The organism is Bradyrhizobium sp. 33ap4, from assembly GCF_032654765.1.
GTDB classification, from domain to species: Bacteria; Pseudomonadota; Alphaproteobacteria; order Rhizobiales; family Xanthobacteraceae; genus Bradyrhizobium; species Bradyrhizobium australafricanum.
The window spans coordinates 181,210-196,516 of the sequence record NZ_JAUMTJ010000005.1 but is presented as its reverse complement, the minus strand read 5'-3'; the positions used below and the strand labels follow the sequence as shown (position 1 = coordinate 196,516).

14 protein-coding genes are annotated in these 15,307 nt (G+C 64.6%); 8 read left to right on the top strand and 6 right to left on the bottom strand.

What is annotated here, in order from left to right:
* Nucleotides 1-79: 79 nt before the first annotated feature.
* The 4 genes from Q2M23_RS06035 (at nucleotide 80) to Q2M23_RS06020 (ending at nucleotide 4,761) form a co-directional block, all read left to right on the top strand.
* Nucleotides 80-1,108, top strand: coding sequence for a LacI family DNA-binding transcriptional regulator (locus Q2M23_RS06035; RefSeq protein ID WP_076826532.1), 1,029 nt, complete (start codon nucleotides 80-82; stop codon nucleotides 1,106-1,108).
* 209 nt (nucleotides 1,109-1,317) lie between these two features.
* Nucleotides 1,318-3,156, top strand: coding sequence for an IlvD/Edd family dehydratase (locus Q2M23_RS06030; protein ID WP_141339954.1), 1,839 nt, complete (start codon nucleotides 1,318-1,320; stop codon nucleotides 3,154-3,156).
* Nucleotides 3,157-3,267: 111 nt separating this feature from the next.
* The gene (locus tag Q2M23_RS06025; RefSeq protein WP_316394962.1) at nucleotides 3,268-4,002 is read left to right on the top strand and encodes an SDR family oxidoreductase; all 735 of its coding nucleotides are present in this window, start codon (nucleotides 3,268-3,270) and stop codon (nucleotides 4,000-4,002) included.
* Between the two features lie 12 nt (nucleotides 4,003-4,014).
* Complete coding sequence (locus Q2M23_RS06020) at nucleotides 4,015-4,761, top strand: SDR family NAD(P)-dependent oxidoreductase (protein WP_316394961.1); 747 nt, start codon at nucleotides 4,015-4,017, stop codon at nucleotides 4,759-4,761.
* Here Q2M23_RS06020 and Q2M23_RS06015 read toward each other — a convergent pair.
* The gene (locus Q2M23_RS06015; protein WP_316394960.1) at nucleotides 4,758-5,630 is read right to left on the bottom strand and encodes a LysR substrate-binding domain-containing protein; all 873 of its coding nucleotides are present in this window, start codon (nucleotides 5,628-5,630) and stop codon (nucleotides 4,758-4,760) included. The genes Q2M23_RS06020 and Q2M23_RS06015 overlap by 4 nt on opposite strands.
* A gap of 92 nt (nucleotides 5,631-5,722) precedes the next feature.
* On the opposite strand from Q2M23_RS06015, the gene Q2M23_RS06010 reads away from it, so the two are divergent.
* The 4 genes from Q2M23_RS06010 (at nucleotide 5,723) to Q2M23_RS05995 (ending at nucleotide 9,331) form a co-directional block, all read left to right on the top strand.
* Nucleotides 5,723-6,625: a DMT family transporter gene (locus Q2M23_RS06010; protein WP_316394959.1), complete on the top strand. Its 903-nt coding sequence runs from the start codon at nucleotides 5,723-5,725 to the stop codon at nucleotides 6,623-6,625.
* Nucleotides 6,626-6,710: 85 nt separating this feature from the next.
* Complete coding sequence (locus Q2M23_RS06005) at nucleotides 6,711-7,391, top strand: site-2 protease family protein (protein ID WP_316394972.1); 681 nt, start codon at nucleotides 6,711-6,713, stop codon at nucleotides 7,389-7,391.
* Between the two features lie 102 nt (nucleotides 7,392-7,493).
* On the top strand, nucleotides 7,494-7,901 hold the full coding sequence (locus tag Q2M23_RS06000; RefSeq protein ID WP_316394971.1) for a hypothetical protein: 408 nt from the start codon (nucleotides 7,494-7,496) through the stop codon (nucleotides 7,899-7,901).
* Nucleotides 7,902-8,137: 236 nt separating this feature from the next.
* Nucleotides 8,138-9,331: an ABC transporter substrate-binding protein gene (locus tag Q2M23_RS05995; RefSeq protein ID WP_410469695.1), complete on the top strand. Its 1,194-nt coding sequence runs from the start codon at nucleotides 8,138-8,140 to the stop codon at nucleotides 9,329-9,331.
* A gap of 139 nt (nucleotides 9,332-9,470) precedes the next feature.
* On the opposite strand, the gene Q2M23_RS05990 is transcribed toward Q2M23_RS05995, so the two are convergent.
* Genes Q2M23_RS05990 through Q2M23_RS05970 form a run of 5 tightly spaced genes read right to left on the bottom strand, consistent with a single transcriptional unit; the run spans nucleotide 9,471 to nucleotide 15,069 of the window.
* The gene (locus tag Q2M23_RS05990; protein ID WP_316394957.1) at nucleotides 9,471-10,265 is read right to left on the bottom strand and encodes a TonB family protein; all 795 of its coding nucleotides are present in this window, start codon (nucleotides 10,263-10,265) and stop codon (nucleotides 9,471-9,473) included.
* Nucleotides 10,266-10,276: 11 nt separating this feature from the next.
* Nucleotides 10,277-10,741: a TonB system transport protein ExbD gene (gene exbD / locus Q2M23_RS05985; RefSeq protein ID WP_076826519.1), complete on the bottom strand. Its 465-nt coding sequence runs from the start codon at nucleotides 10,739-10,741 to the stop codon at nucleotides 10,277-10,279.
* A 3-nt stretch (nucleotides 10,742-10,744) separates the two neighbouring features.
* Nucleotides 10,745-11,788 (bottom strand): tonB-system energizer ExbB, encoded by a 1,044-nt coding sequence (exbB, locus tag Q2M23_RS05980; protein ID WP_316394956.1) that lies wholly within the window; start codon nucleotides 11,786-11,788, stop codon nucleotides 10,745-10,747.
* Nucleotides 11,789-11,791: 3 nt separating this feature from the next.
* Nucleotides 11,792-12,481 (bottom strand): Fe2+-dependent dioxygenase, encoded by a 690-nt coding sequence (locus Q2M23_RS05975; RefSeq protein WP_076826517.1) that lies wholly within the window; start codon nucleotides 12,479-12,481, stop codon nucleotides 11,792-11,794.
* A gap of 20 nt (nucleotides 12,482-12,501) precedes the next feature.
* A complete protein-coding gene (locus Q2M23_RS05970) occupies nucleotides 12,502-15,069 on the bottom strand; it encodes a TonB-dependent receptor (protein WP_316394955.1) in 2,568 nt (855 codons plus the stop codon).
* Nucleotides 15,070-15,307 lie beyond the last annotated feature (238 nt).

The window sequence follows — 15,307 nt, the reverse complement described above, 5'->3', positions numbered from 1 at the left end:
CAATCGTTCGATTAGCAATCGCTTGGTAGCGCTGTCAATATCAGTTTGTCTGCGACGAACGTCGTGATATGAGCGGCAAATGGCCCGAAAGCGCATCACGCCAGGCAAGATCCGGCTCGCCGAAGTCGCGAAGCTCGCCGGTGTCAGTCCCATTACGGCCTCACGGTTCTTCAGGAATCCGGAAGCACTTTCGGCCGGCAAGCGCGCGCGGGTCGATAGTGCGGCAAAAGAACTCGGTTACGTGCCCAATCTCGCGGCACGCGCGCTTGCGTCGCAGCGCACCGAGGTGATCGGTGTCCTGATCCCGTCGCTGACCAACAACGTGTTCTCCGACGTGCTGCGCGGCATCTATGACGCGCTCGACGGCAGCCGCTACAGCATTCAGCTCGCCAACACCCGCTACAGCATCCTGCAGGAAGAGCGCCTGCTGCGTCTGTTTCTGGCACAGAAGCCGGCCGGGCTGATCATTACCGGCATCAACCAGACCGCCGATTCCCGCCGCATCATGGAGACGGTCGATTGTCCGATCGTCCAGATCATGGAGGTCGGTCCCTCCCCGATCGACATGATGATCGGATTCTCGCATTTTGACGCCGCAAAAGCCGCCATCGCCCACCTGCTGGCGCAGAGCTACCGGCGGATCGGATTCCTCGGCGCGCGGATGGATCCGCGGGTGCAGCGCCGGCTCGACGGCTATCGCTCCGCGATGACCGACGCTGGGCTGTTCGATCCACAGCTTATTGTGACAACGGCGATCCCGACCTCGGTCACGCTCGGCGGCACGCTGTTTGCCGACCTGCTCGCCAAGGCGCCCGACATCGACGCCGTGTTCTGCGTCAATGACGACCTTGCGCTCGGCGCGCTGTTCGAATGCAAGCGGCGGCACATGGCAGTGCCGGAGCAGATGGCGATCGTCGGCTTCAATGACCTCGAATTCATGGCGTCGAGCGAGCCGACCTTGAGCAGCGTGCGTACCAACCGCTACGAAATGGGCAGAAACGCTGCCGTGATGGTGATCGAGACGCTGGAAGGGCGCCGGCCGACCGAACCCGTCGTCGATCTCGGCTTCAGTGTCATGGAACGGCAAAGCTCGGCGCGACGCAATTGACGTCGCCCGGCAGCTGCCTGTCATAAGGGACGCGAAAATGATAAAATGATAGCGCAACCAAGACCCTTCAACTAAGGTCCAATCCATCACACGAAACACCTGTGCGTGATCGGTCGGGTTTGTAATGCATGACGATTTGCGCAAGGTAGAAACGACCTTGAACCAGAGCCCTTGAATGGGCCCACAAGTTTGCATTGCGGGAGAAACCAATGACAAAACCCCCCACCAACGGGCACGACGCCGCAGGCGCGACCAGCAAGGGCAAGGGCCGCAGGCTCCGCTCCCAGGAATGGTTCGACAACCCGCACAATCCGGGCATGACCGCGCTCTATCTCGAGCGCTATCTCAATTACGGCCTGACGCGAGAGGAATTGCAGTCGGGTAAGCCGATCATCGGCATCGCGCAGACCGGCAACGACCTCTCGCCCTGCAATCGGCATCACCTCGAGCTCGCACACCGCGTCCGCGAGGGCATCCGCGCCGCCGGCGGCATCGCGATGGAGTTTCCGACCCATCCGATCCAGGAGACCGGCAAGCGCCCGACTGCGGCGCTCGACCGCAACCTCGCCTATCTCGGCCTGGTCGAGGTGCTGTTCGGCTATCCGCTCGACGGCGTGGTGCTGACCACCGGCTGCGACAAGACCACGCCGGCCTGCATGATGGCGGCGGCGACCGTCAACCTGCCGGCGATCGTGCTGTCGGGCGGCCCGATGCTGAACGGCTGGCACGAGGGCCAGCGCACCGGCTCCGGCACCGTGGTGTGGAAGGCGCGCGAACGGCTCGCCGCCGGCGAGATCGACTATGAGCAATTCATCGAGATCGTGGCCTCTTCGGCCCCCTCGGTCGGCCACTGCAACACGATGGGCACCGCCTCCACCATGAACTCGCTCGCGGAAGCGCTCGGCTTCTCGCTGCCGGGCTGCGCGGCGATCCCGGCGCCGTATCGCGAGCGCGGCCAGATCGCCTACGAGACCGGCAAGCGCATCGTCGACATGGTCTGGGAGGATTTGAAGCCGTCGGACTTCCTGACGCGCGAGGCGTTCGAGAACTGCATCGTGGTCAACTCCGCGATCGGCGGCTCGACCAATGCGCCGATCCATATCAATGCGTTGGCGCGCCATGTCGGCGTCGAGCTGTCGATCGACGACTGGCAGAAATACGGCCATGACGTCCCGCTGCTGGTGAACATGCAGCCGGCCGGCTTCTATCTCGGCGAGGAATATCACCGCGCCGGCGGCGTGCCCTCGGTGGTGCGCGAGCTGATCAAGCACAAGCGCATCCACGAAGGCGCCCTCACCGTCAACGGCCGCACCATGGGCGAGAATTGCAAGGAAGCACCTGCGCCCGACGGCGACGTGATCTGGGGCTACGACAAGCCGCTGGTGAAGGACGCCGGCTTCATCGTGCTGCGCGGCAATCTCTTTGATTCCGCGATCATGAAGACCAGCGTGATCTCGAAGGAATTCCGCGACCGCTATCTGTCCAACCCGAAGGACCTCAATGCCTTCGAGGGCCGCGCCATCGTGTTCGAGGGGCCGGAGGATTATCACAACCGTATCGAGGATCCCGCGCTCGACATTGATGAGCACTGCGTCCTGTTCGTCCGCGGCACCGGCCCGATCGGCTATCCCGGCGGCGCCGAGGTGGTGAACATGCAGCCGCCCGCCGCGCTGATCAAACGCGGCATCCTGTCCCTGCCCTGCATCGGCGACGGAAGGCAGTCCGGCACCTCGGGCTCGCCCTCGATCCTCAACGCCTCGCCCGAGGCCGCCGCCGATGGCGGGCTCGCAATCCTGAGGACTGGCGACAAGGTGCGCATCGACCTCAACAAGGGCAGCGCCAACATCATGATCTCGGAGGATGAGCTGCGCACCCGCCGCGCCGAGCTGAAGGCCAAGGGCGGCTTCCCGCATCCGGCCAACCAGACGCCGTGGCAGGAGCTCTACCGCAAGACCGTCGGCCAGCACGCGACCGGCGCCTGTCTCGAGCTCGCGACGCGCTACCACGACATCGCCGGCAAGGTCGGCGTGGCGCGCGACAATCACTAGGACGCAAACCGTCATTGCCGGGCGCGGCCCGGCAATCCATCGTTCTTCGAAAGATGGATGCGCGGGTCAAGCCCGCGCATGACTGCCAATCGCCAAAGAAGGAAGAAACGCATGTCAGACCGCCTGAAGGGCAAACGCGCATTCGTAACCGCAGCGGCCGTCGGCATCGGCCGCGCCTGCGCGCTGGCCTTTGCCCGCGAGGGCGCGAGCGTGTTCGCGACCGATATCGACGAAGGCAAGCTTGCGCTGCTCAGGCAGGAAGGCGCCGCCGATGTTGCGAAGCTCGACGTGCGCGACACCGCAGCGGTCGAGGCAATCGCAAAGCGCGCCGGCAAGACCGACATCCTGCTCAATGCCGCGGGCTTCGTGCATCACGGCACGGTGCTGGAGTGTTCGGACGACGACTGGGACTTCTCCTTCGACCTCAACGTCAAGTCGATGCACCGCACCACGCGCGCTTTCCTGCCGGGCATGCTGGCGCAGGGCGGCGGTGCCATCGTCAACATCGCCTCCGCCGCCGGCGCGGTGAAGGCGGCGCCGAACCGCTACGTGTATAGCGCCACCAAGGCCGCGGTCGCGGCACTGACGCGCTCGGTCGCGGCCGACTTCATCACCAAGGGCATCCGCTGCAACTGCATCTGCCCCGGCACCATCGAGACGCCTTCGATGCTTGAGCGTGCGGCGGCTGCCGGCCCGCAGGGACGCGAGATGTTCGTTGCGCGCCAGCCGATGGGCCGGCTCGGCACCGCCGAGGAAATCGCCGCGCTCGCCGTCTATCTCGCCAGCGACGAAAGCTCGTTCACCACAGGCGTCGCCCATGTCATCGACGGCGGCTGGACACTCTAATCGGGAGGCAGCATGAACAAGATCGATCTCAACGGCCGCTATGCCGTCGTCACCGGCGGCGCGCAGGGATTTGGCCGCGCTATCACCGAGCGCTTTGTCGCGTCGGGCGCCAAGGTCGCGATCTGGGATTTCGACCAGCCGCTGGCCGAGAAGACCGCGCGGGCGATCGGCGAGAACGTGATCGCGATCAAGACCGACGTCACCAATCCCGACGCGGTCGACGCCGCGCGCGATCAAACGCTGCGGGCGTTCGGCAAGATCGACATTCTCGTCAACAACGCCGGCATCACCGGAGCCAACAAGCCGGTATGGGAAACCGATCTCGACGACTGGCGCAGGGTGATGCGCATCAATCTCGAGGGGCCCTTCATCTGCTGCAAGGCGATCGTGCCGACCATGATCGGCCGGAAGTACGGCCGCATCGTCAACATCGCCTCGATCGCCGGCAAGGAGGGCAATCCAAACGCCGCGCATTATTCGTCGTCGAAGGCGGGCCTGATCGCGCTCACCAAATCGCTCGGCAAGGAGCTCGCGCAGCACGACATCCTGGTCAATGCGGTGACGCCGGCCGCGGCGAAGACCGCGATCTTCGACCAGATGACCCAGCAGCACATCGATTTCATGCTGTCGAAGATCCCGAAGGCCCGCTTCGTCCAGGTCGAGGAGCTCGCCTCGATGGTGGCATGGCTGGCGTCGGAGGATTGCGCCTTCTCCACCGGCGCGGTGTTCGACATCTCCGGCGGCCGCGCGACCTATTAAACCGCCGCTCGCCTCGCCGGCTCCCGAAGCGCCGCGACGAGATGATCGGCCAGGAGTGACGCCGCGTGCGGCAGGTTTTGCGCGCGATGCAGCCGTATCTCGGCCCGCGGCAGCAGGGGCATGCCGTCGCGCGCGGTCAGCCGACGCAGCGTCGGCGGAAACGTCCCCGACTTGACCACGGTCACGGCGAGACCCTGCGCCGCGATCGCCTCGACCGCGGACAGGCTGTGGCTGACAAAGGCGAGCCGCCACGGCCGGTTCGCCTCGTCCAGCGCCTGCATCGCCCAGTTCCGGAACAGGCAGCCCTGCGGATAGAGCGCGACCGGCAGCGGATCGAGCTCCTCGACGCGATGCTCAGCGCTCGCGGCCCACACCGCCTGCTCGGTGCGCAGCAACTCGCCCTCGCCGCGTCCCTCGGGGTGCATCGCGATCACGAGGTCATAGGCTTCGCCGAGCCGATCGGTCATCGTCGACGTCAACCCGGTCTCCATCTCGAGATGGATCAGCGGATAGCTGGCGATGAAGTCCTTGAGCAGCGGCGGGACGATCATCGTCCCATAGTCGTCCATCACGCCAAGGCGAACCCGTCCATCCGTGCCATGCTCGCGCACCCGGCCGACCGCCTCCGCGTTGAGGCTCAGGATGCGGCGGGCATAACCGAGCAATCCCTCGCCGGCTGCACTCAGGTCGACACTGGACGTGCTGCGGTGAAACAGTTCGGCCTGCAGCCGCTCTTCCAGCCGCTTCACCTGCATGCTGACGGCGGATTGGGTCCGGTTCAGCGCTGAGGCCGCGCGGGTGAAGGAGCGATGCTCCGCCACCGCGATAAAGGCCTGCAGAAGATCCGGGTCCAGGATGGGCGCGCTCATAACGATCCGTGATTTAGTCGATCAAATCTATTCCATTTCCTGATTATGTCCCCGTCCCTAGATTGCGCAAGCAAAACCAAGGGACGGACGGAATGGGCGAGATCTGGGGGGTGTTGGCGGCGGTGGCATCGAGCGCGCTCGGCGGCACCTCGATCGGGGCGACGCGGTTTCTGGTCGGCGCCATCGACCCGCTGGCGATCGGCGCGTTCCGCTTCGGCATCGGCGTCCTGCTGCTGCTGCCGCTGGCACTGCTGCAACGCCGGAACTGGCCGACGCGGCACGATTGGCTCGGCGTTGCCGGCCTCGGCCTGCTGTTCTTTGCGGCGTTTCCGGTCCTGTTCAATGCCTCATTGATCTTCACCACCGCCGCGCGCGGCGCACTCGCGCTGTCGACACTGCCGCTTCTGACCATGCTGGTCGGCGCGGTGCTGGGCGCCGAAGCGCTCACCGCGCGCAAGACCGCAGGCGTCCTGATCACCATCCTCGGCGTCTCGATGGCGCTGCTCTCCGGCCTCGCCACGGCGCCGCCTGGTGCCTGGCGCGGCGACCTCTTGATGATCGCAGCCGCGCTGTGCATGGCGCTCTACAGCATCTGGTCAAAACCCTATATCCGCCGCGCCGGCCCGATCCCCTTCACCACGCTCGCGATGGCCGCCGGGGCGGTGGTGCTCATTGTCGCCTCGCTGCTGCGCGGCAGTTTTGCGCCGGTTGCCGATTTCGGCGCGCCGCAATGGTCCGGCGCGATCTATCTCGGCGCCTTCGGCGCTGCGCTTACCTTCTATCTCTGGGCCTTCGCGCTGGAGCGGACGACGCCGACCCGGGTGGCGATCTCGGTCACCGTCAATCCGATCGCGGCATCGCTGGTCGGCGCAGCCCTGCTCGGCGAGCCGCTGAGCTGGAATCTTTTGGCCGGCATCGTCACCGTGTTCGCCGGCATCTGGATCGCGACCACCCAGCCGCCTCTGGCGCACGCGGTCGCCCCCGACATGCGCTGACCTGCGGCAACGCTCGCCAGCAAGGCCTTCCGCGAATCCGTGCTAGCCTGAGGTCCGGTCCCAGCGAACCCGAGGCGGCATGCCATTGAACATCTCCCTCTATGACATCTCCGTCTGGGTATTGCCGGTGGTCATTGCGATCACGTTTCACGAAGCCGCGCACGGCTTCGTCGCTCATCGGCTCGGCGACGACACCGCCTGGCAGCTCGGCCGCGTCAGCTTCAACCCGCTGAAGCACATCGATCCGTTCGGCACGCTGATCCTGCCTGCAGTGCTGCTGTTCGCGCATTCGCCGTTCCTGTTCGGCTACGCCAAGCCGGTGCCGGTGAACTTCCGCAAGCTCAATCATCCCAAGCTCGATATGGTGTGGGTGGCGCTGGCCGGCCCGGCCACCAACATCATCCTGGCGATCGCCGCGGCGCTGGCATTCCACGCAGTGCCATTGGTGCCGGCCGATGCCGCAAAATGGACCGCGGACAATCTGAAAAACGCCTTCCTGATCAATATCGTGCTCGCGATCTTCAACATGATGCCGATCCCGCCGCTGGACGGCGGCCGGGTCGCGGTCGGGCTGTTGCCAAGGCCGCTGGCGATCCCGCTCGCCCGGCTGGAGCCCTACGGCATGCTGATCCTGATCGGGCTGTTGATCCTGCTGCCGGTGATTGGCCAGCAAGTCGGCCTAAATCTTGATGTTATTTCAACGATACTGCGAACTCTGACCGGCTATGTAATCAACGCCCTTCTCCTCATTACCGGAAACACATAGCCTTGATCTGCGCACGACCCGACCGAAAACCGGTAGCCATTTTTCCGGGTCGCGCGTTGAGGACAGGAACGCTTCGAGGCCATGGTGATCAAAGCTGCCGATATGCTGATTGCACGACGCGCCGACACCCGAGCGCGGGCCGACTTTGCGACCTGGAAGATGATGGCCAAGCTGAACGGCGCCTCCGCCTTGCCGCCTGAGGCGCAGAATTTCCTGGCCATTTACAACAAGCTGCTGGGACAGATGAGCGAAGCCGACGCCGGCGAGGCGACCATCCAGGAGATGTACCGCACCTACTATGTCGAGATGGGCGGCGCCGGCAAAGCGCCGGAGGTTCCGGCGCGCGCGCGCGAGCCGGTCGCCGACAATGGCAACGTCACGACGTTCCGCCGCCTGCCCCCCAAGAAGACGAGCACCTCCGACCCGAACGCCAAGCGTTCGATGCCGGTGGCACTGATCTTCGCCTGCCTCGTCGTGATCTACGTCGCGATCCGGTACTACTGGAAATAGCGCCGTCCGCGCTTCACCCTATCCGCGTCTGATGATCGAACTCCGCGCACCGCGGCATCCCGTCGCGCGTCACCGGCTGCGCAATCGCCGCGGCGCGGAATATAGCGCACGATCAAACGCGCCGGCGCTCTAGGCGATGCACCCGATGCCGGGCATAATCCGGAACTCAAAAGCAAAATCATACTGGAGGGAAGATGAAGCGTTCCATTGCAGCCTCGGTCACGACGGCCTTGGTCATGGCCACGAGTCTTGCGTTCTGCGGCGGTGCGTCGGCGCAGACGATGGACAAGATCGCCAAGGTCGGCGCGCTCGGCGATCAGTCCGGCCTCTATCAGGATATCGGCGGTCCCGGCTCGACGGTGGCGGCGCAGATGGCGATCGAGGATTCCGGGCTGCTGGCGAAGGGCTGGAAGATTGATCTGATCTCGGCCGATCACCAGAACAAGCCCGATGTCGCAGTCAACATCGGCAAGCAATGGATCGATGTCGAGAAGGTCGACGTGTTCGTCGACCTCGCGGCCTCCAATGTCGGACTCGCGATCGCCAACCTCTCGAAGGAGAAGAACGTCGTCAACCTGAACTCGGGCTCCGCCTCGTCCGACCTCACGGGCGCGCAGTGTTCGCCGAACACGGTGCACTGGGTCTATGACACCTACATGCTCGCCAACGGCACCGGCAAGGCGCTGGTCAAATCCGGCGGCGACACCTGGTTCTTCCTCACCGCGGACTATGCGTTCGGCCAGGCGCTCGAGCGCGACACCTCGGCGGTGGTCACCGCGAATGGCGGCAAGGTGCTCGGCAGCGTCAAGCATCCGCTCAACAACGCGGACTTCTCCTCCTTCCTGCTGCAAGCACAAAGCTCGAAGGCCAAGATCGTCGGGCTCGCTAACGCCGGCGGCGACACCACCAACGCGATCAAGCAGGCCGCGGAATTCGGCATCGTCTCGGGCGGCCAGCGGCTTGCCGGCATGCTGCTGTTCATCACCGACATCAACGCGCTCGGCCTCAACGTCGCGCAGGGGTTGAACTTCACCGAGACGTTCTACTGGGACATGAACGACCAGACCCGCGCCTTCTCCAAGCGCTTCATGGAGCGCTTCAAGAAGAACCCACCGACCATGGTGCAGGCCGGCGTCTATTCCTCGCTGATCCACTATTTCAAGGCGCTGGAAGCGCTCGGCGGCAATCCGCATGACGGTCGCGCCGTGGTCGCCAAGATGAAGGAGATGCCGACCGACGATCTCCTGTTCGGCAAGGGCTCGATCCGCGTCGACGGCCGCAAGATCCACCCCGCCTATCTGTTCGAGGTGAAGAAGCCGTCGGACTCGAAATATCCGTGGGACTATTACAAGCTGGTCGCCACCATCCCCGCGGACGAGGCCTTCCTCCCGCTCGAGAAGAGCGTCTGCCCGCTGGTGAAGAAGAGCTGAGGCAACGTCGTTCCGGGCCGCGTGAAACGGCGAACCAGGAATCGACCAGCGGCACATTCAATGGAGAAATGGATTCCGGGTTCGCGACTTGTCGCGCCCCGCAATGACGCCGGGTCTGATCGCAGCCAGCCGCGGCGCGCTACTTCTTCGGCTTGTTGTAATTGACGTCGAGGCTGAACGAGAACTGATCGTCGGTCAGGTCGGCCGGCGGCGCCGGGACCGGATCGGACCGGTGGACCATCGAGATCGCCGCGTCGTCAAAGGCGGCATCTCCGGACGATTCCAGCACGGCAACCGACAGCACCTTGCCCAGACGATTCAGCACCAGGGCGACCTTCACCTTGGCCTCCTTGGCCTTGCCCTTCTCTGGGAATTTCTTGTGCAGGTCGAGATAGGCGCTGATCTTCTTGCCCCACTTGGCGGTCAGCAGCAGCTTGTCCTTGCCGATGCCTGGGTTGGGTGCCTTGGTGGTTTCCGACTGACGCGCGTCCTCCAATTTGGTCGGCGCGGCCGCCTCCGAGGCCTGCTGCGCTTCCTGCGCGTTGGCCTCGACCTTGGCGACCTTGGCCTCCTCCTCCTTCTGCTTCTTGGCAGTGTCTTCCGTCACGATGCGATCGGGGTCGTCGGACTCCACCGGCTTTTCCTGAGGCAGGTCGGTGTCCTTCACCTCGGCCTTCTGCTGCGCCATTTCCTGCATAGCCTGCTGCTCGTCAGCCAGCGGTCCAGGCGGTAGGGCCTCTTCGGTCGCATCCGCGGAAGCCAGCTCGACGGCGTACTCCGCGCCGGCAGCGCCGAGCCCCTCGTCGCCGTCGTCGCCGCGCAAATTGGTCAGTGCCAGCGCGGCACCGCCCAGATGCAGCCCGACTGCCGTCACGGCGGCGATCACCCAGAGCCGCTTCGAGGTCCGCAGATCGAGATCGGGGTTGGTGGACATCGCGTTCGCCGTCAGGGTTTGGCAGGATCGGCCTGCGCCGCCGCGGGCGCTCCCGGAACGCCCTCGAGCGCGACCAGCTTCACGTGCGTGTAGCCGCCGGCGCGCAGCAGCTCCATCACGCCCATCAGCTCGCCATAGGGTACCATCCGATCGGCCCGCAGGAACACGTATTTGTCCCGGGTCATGTCGGGCACAGCATCCAGCGAATTGACCAGGTCGACGCGCTTCACCGCGTTCTCCCCGATCGCCAGCGTCAGATCCGGCTTGATGCTGAGATAGGTCGGCTTGTCCGGCTTCTTCTGCGGCGTCGCGCTGGAGGTCGGCAGATCGATCGGCAAATCGACGGTCGAGAGCGGTGCCGCCACCATGAAGATGATCAGCAGCACCAGCATGACATCGATGAACGGCGTGACGTTGATCTCGTGGGATTCCGCGAAATCGTCGTCGCCATCGTTCTCGGAGATCGAGACTGCCATCGCCTACTCCGCCGCTGCGGCGCGCGCATGCGCGTTGCGCGGAACGTCGCCATGGGTGCGATCGAGATCGCGCGACAGCAGCCGTCCGGCGGCGCCCGAGGCTCGGTTGACGAGCTCGAGATAGACCTTCGTGACGCGCGAGAAGTGGTTGTAGATGATCACGGCCGGGATCGCCGCGACGAGGCCGATCGCGGTCGCGAGCAGCGCTTCCGCAATGCCCGGCGCCACCACGGCAAGGTTGGTCGTCTGCGACTTCGAAATGCCGATGAAGCTGTTCATGATGCCCCAGACGGTGCCGAACAGGCCGACGAAGGGCGACGTCGCGCCGATGGTCGCGAGCAGGCCCATGCCGATGCGGATCTTGCGGGCTTCGGCGCGCACGATCTCGGCGAAGCTCGACGCCGCGCGCTCCTTGATGCCGCTGTCGCTCGAGATGCCCGCCGACAGGCGCCCCTCCCGCATCGCAGCAGCGATGAACGACGACAGCACGCTACCCTTGGCACCGAGCGCGAACTGCGCTTCGGCCAGCGAGCGCGATTCAGCGATCTTGGCCAGCGCGCCACGCAGCTTGCGCTGCGCCACCGTCAGCTCGACCATCTTGGCGATGAACACCGTCCACGTGACGAGCGACGCGAATGCCAGACCGAGCATCACCGCCTTCACAATGATGTCGGCGTTCAAGAACATGTTCCACGGCGACAATTCGTGCAGGCCGGTCGAGGTCGACTTCAGCGACTTGCTGTCGCCGCTCGCGGGCGCAGCCAGGGACGCCTCGTTCGCCGTCGGTGCCGGAGCCGCCGCGGCAGGGGCCGGCGCGGCCTGAGCCTGCGGCGCCGCTTGTACCGGCTGGGCGGCCACCGGCGCGGCCTGGGCAGCCGCCGCAGGCTGGGCCGCCGCCGGCTGGGCGGGTGCGGCCTGAGGCCGGGTCACGGGTGCGGGCTGCGCTACAGGCGCCGTTTGCTGCTGCGCCGAAGACGGCGCGGCCAGCATCAGCATCGCCAGCGAGGCGATCATGGCGGATGCAGCGGGGAACTTGAATGTCATCATCAGTTACACTTCAGCCCAGTGACGGATCAGGTTGTGATAAATCCCGGTCAATTTGACCGTTTCGGGGTCATCGCGCCCCAGCCGCTCCACCAGAGCCTGGATCGCGGTATCGAGATCAAAGATCAGGCTGCGCCCGTGTGCATCCCGTATCATGCTCTGCAGCCAGAAAAAAGACGCTACCCGGGTCCCCCGCGTGACCGGCGTGACCAGATGCAAGCTGGAAGCAGGATAAACTACGAGATCGCCCGCCGGCAGCTTGATTTCATGGGATCCGTAGAGGTCTTCGATGACGAGCTCGCCGCCATCGTAGTCCTCCGGCTCCGATAAAAACAGCGTGACCGAGAGGTCGGTGCGGATCCTCATGCCCGTCAGCCTGTCGCCGCGCACCGCATTGTCGACGTGCAGGCCGAAATGGTGCCCGTCACTGGCGGCATAGCGGTTGAACAAGGGTGGAAAGATTCTAAGCGGGATCGCCGCCGAGATGAAGCGCGGGCTCGCCGACAGCGCCGACAGGATGCGGTTGCCGAGCTGCCGCGCGACCTCGCTGTCGGGCGGCAGCTGCTCGTTGCGCTTGACCATCGCGGACGCGGCGCCGGCGGTCGAGCGGCCGTCCTCCCATTCGGCTTGCGCCATGATGCGGCGGAAGTCCGCCACATCAGCCTTGCTCAATACGTTGGGAACACAGACCAGCATCTCGTGCCGCGAAGCCTCCGTCAGTAACGCGCAGAAACAACCAGATACGCGGCGCGTCCCGGCGCTTCGAGCACGAACGGCGCCGCGCTCTGGTACAGCGCATCGTAGTAGCGCTTGTCGAAGATGTTGTTGACGAACAGCTTCATGGTCCAGTGCTTGTCGATCTTAGCTTCGGCAAAGGCGTCGAAGCGCCAATAGCTCGGGATCGAGGTGCCCTGGTTGGCCGCGAGCAGCGTGCCGCCATAGACCTTCGAGCGATACACCGCCTGCCCGCCTAGCTCCCACATGTCGGTGAGCTGGTACTTGGTCAGCATGCTGAACGACTGGTGCGCGACGTTGGCGAGCGGCAGTCCGACATTGCTGGAGTACAGGATGGTGTTGGCCGGCGGCGCCAGCGACCTCGTCACTGCCGACTGCATCAGCACGAGACCGCCGAACACGCTCCATTTGTCGGTGATCTTGCCGCCGACGCCGAGATCGATGCCGCGGATGCGGTAGGCCGCGCCCGCGGTGATGCAGGAGATATTGCCGGTCGTCCCGGTCGGATAGGAGCAACCGAGCGCTGCCGCCGCGGTGGCGTTGTTCACGTTCTGCGATTCGCGCGCATTTTCCTTCTCGGTCTGGAACAGCGCCGCCGTCACCAGCAGATGACGATCGAACAATTCCCACTTGGTGCCGACTTCGATCGCCTTGTTCTTTTCCGGCCCGAAGATCTGGGTATTGCCGCCGTTCAGCACCGGAGACAGGCCGCCATACGCCGTGCTGGTGCCGTCGAATTCGGCGCCGACCGGGTTGGATGAGGTCGCATAGGCCGCATAGACGCTGCCGTTCGGCAACGGCTTCAAGGTGAGGCCGAGGTTGAAGTTCGGCATCCCGAAGTCGGCCGACTGACTGCCGAATGTGGTCCTGCCGCCCGAAGTCAGATAGCCTGACGTGTTGATCTTGTAGTCGTCGTAGCGGATGCCGCCATTGAGGATCACGAAGTCATTGTAGTTCGCGGTATCCATGATGTAGCCGCTGGTGGTGTCGATCCCGATCTTGGTCGGCAGCCCGGACAGCCCCGACGGAATCGGGAACGGAATGTTGGTGTATTGCGGATTGAACACGCTGACGCCGGAGAGCGATCCGCTTCCCGTGAATGCCGATGTGCCGGTCGTTATTTCCGAGCTCAGGCCGAGATATCTGTCGATCGACGACCGCTCGTTGTCGTATTCGACGCCGGCCGTCGTCGTGTGCTTGAAGCCGAGGCCGTCGACCGACTTGTAGGTCGCCTCGGTCTGGTTGGCGAACACGTCGGTGACCTGGTAGCGGCTTTGCGGATTGGCGCTCAACGTATACGCCGTGAACGGAGCGCCGGCGGCAAGCGTCGGCGCTTCCGGCAGCGTGCCGATGTAGTTCTGGGTCGAACGCGATTCCCGGATCTTGTTGCTGACCACGAGGTCCGGCGTGATCTGCACCTCGGCATTGATCGTGCCGATGTCCTGCCCGGTCCTGAAGAAGTCGCGGTTGACGAAGCCGTAGAAATTGTTGCGGTTGACGCCGAAATCCGGGAACGGACCGCCGGCCGTGCTCGCGGTGCTCGGCCGATAGTACGGCACGCCGAAATCCGGGAGTCCGGTCAGTTCGGTGTGGATGTAGTTGCCGGTGATCTTCACCGCATCGACCGGCTTCCATGTTCCGGCGACGAACGCGCCGTTGCGGTCGTCGGTGACGTAGCTGCGGCCGGCGACGCCGGCATCCTGGAACAGGCCGCCGGCGCGGATCGCCAGCGTCGGGCTGATCACCTGGTTGACGTCGAGCGTCACGCGCTTGGTGCGATCGGTGCCGAACGTGGTGTCCATGTTGTAGAAGCTGTTCTGCGTCGTCGCCTGCTTGGTGACGATGTTGATCGCGCCGCCGGTGGTGCCGCGGCCGGCAAAGGACGAGCCCGGGCCGCGCAGGATCTCGACCTGCTCGGTGAAGAAGTTCTCGCGGACGCTGACGCCGGAGTCGCGCACGCCGTCGATGAAGATGTCGTTGCGCGCATCGAAACCGCGGATGAAGAAGCGGTCGCCGAAGGCATTGCCGCCCTCGCCCGTGCCGAGCGTGACGCCGGCGGTCGACAGGATCGCCGACTTCAGCGATGTGGCGTTCTTGTCTTCGAGCACGTCCTTGGTCAGCACCGTGACCGATTTCGGCGTGTTCAGGATCGGCTCGGGATATTTCCCGGACGACTGCAAACGGTCGCCCTTGTACGGCGCGGCCGGATCCGCGTACGGATCGCGGTCGGCGGGAAGACCGCCGGCGTTGGGAAACGGCACCGGCGCTTGCTGTGCCTGCTGGTTGTTACGGCGCGCGGCGCGGCGCAGCGCGTTGCGGGCGCGGACCTGGTCCGCAGTGGGCCTTGACGTCACGGGCCGCGGGCGAGCGACCGGGGCATCGACATTCACCGGCGGCAGGTTGGATTGCTGCGCTTCAGCCCCCGAAAACGACGCCACCGCGATCAGGCTCGCGACTGCGGAGACCTTCGTGACGGAATAACCGGTGTCATCAGCCGAACCGATCGCTGCATCAAAGCGCAGCGATCTCGGCGCCTTCACATTGCTCATGTCTTGCTCGCCCCAGAAAAATCAGCTCGTTCGCGAAATGAAGCTGCGACGAACTGTCTCCATCGGTTATCGAGCGTGACCTTTTTTATCAATGCGACGAGCGCAACAGTCGGCTTGAATCGCCCCAATTCAAAGCGATTCTAATCTACGGTTTGAAATCGTTCTAAACTGTAGTTTTTAAGTGTTCTAATAATCGTTCTAAATCGATGCCGCCCGTCATTGGCTGCCGCGTGCGGGC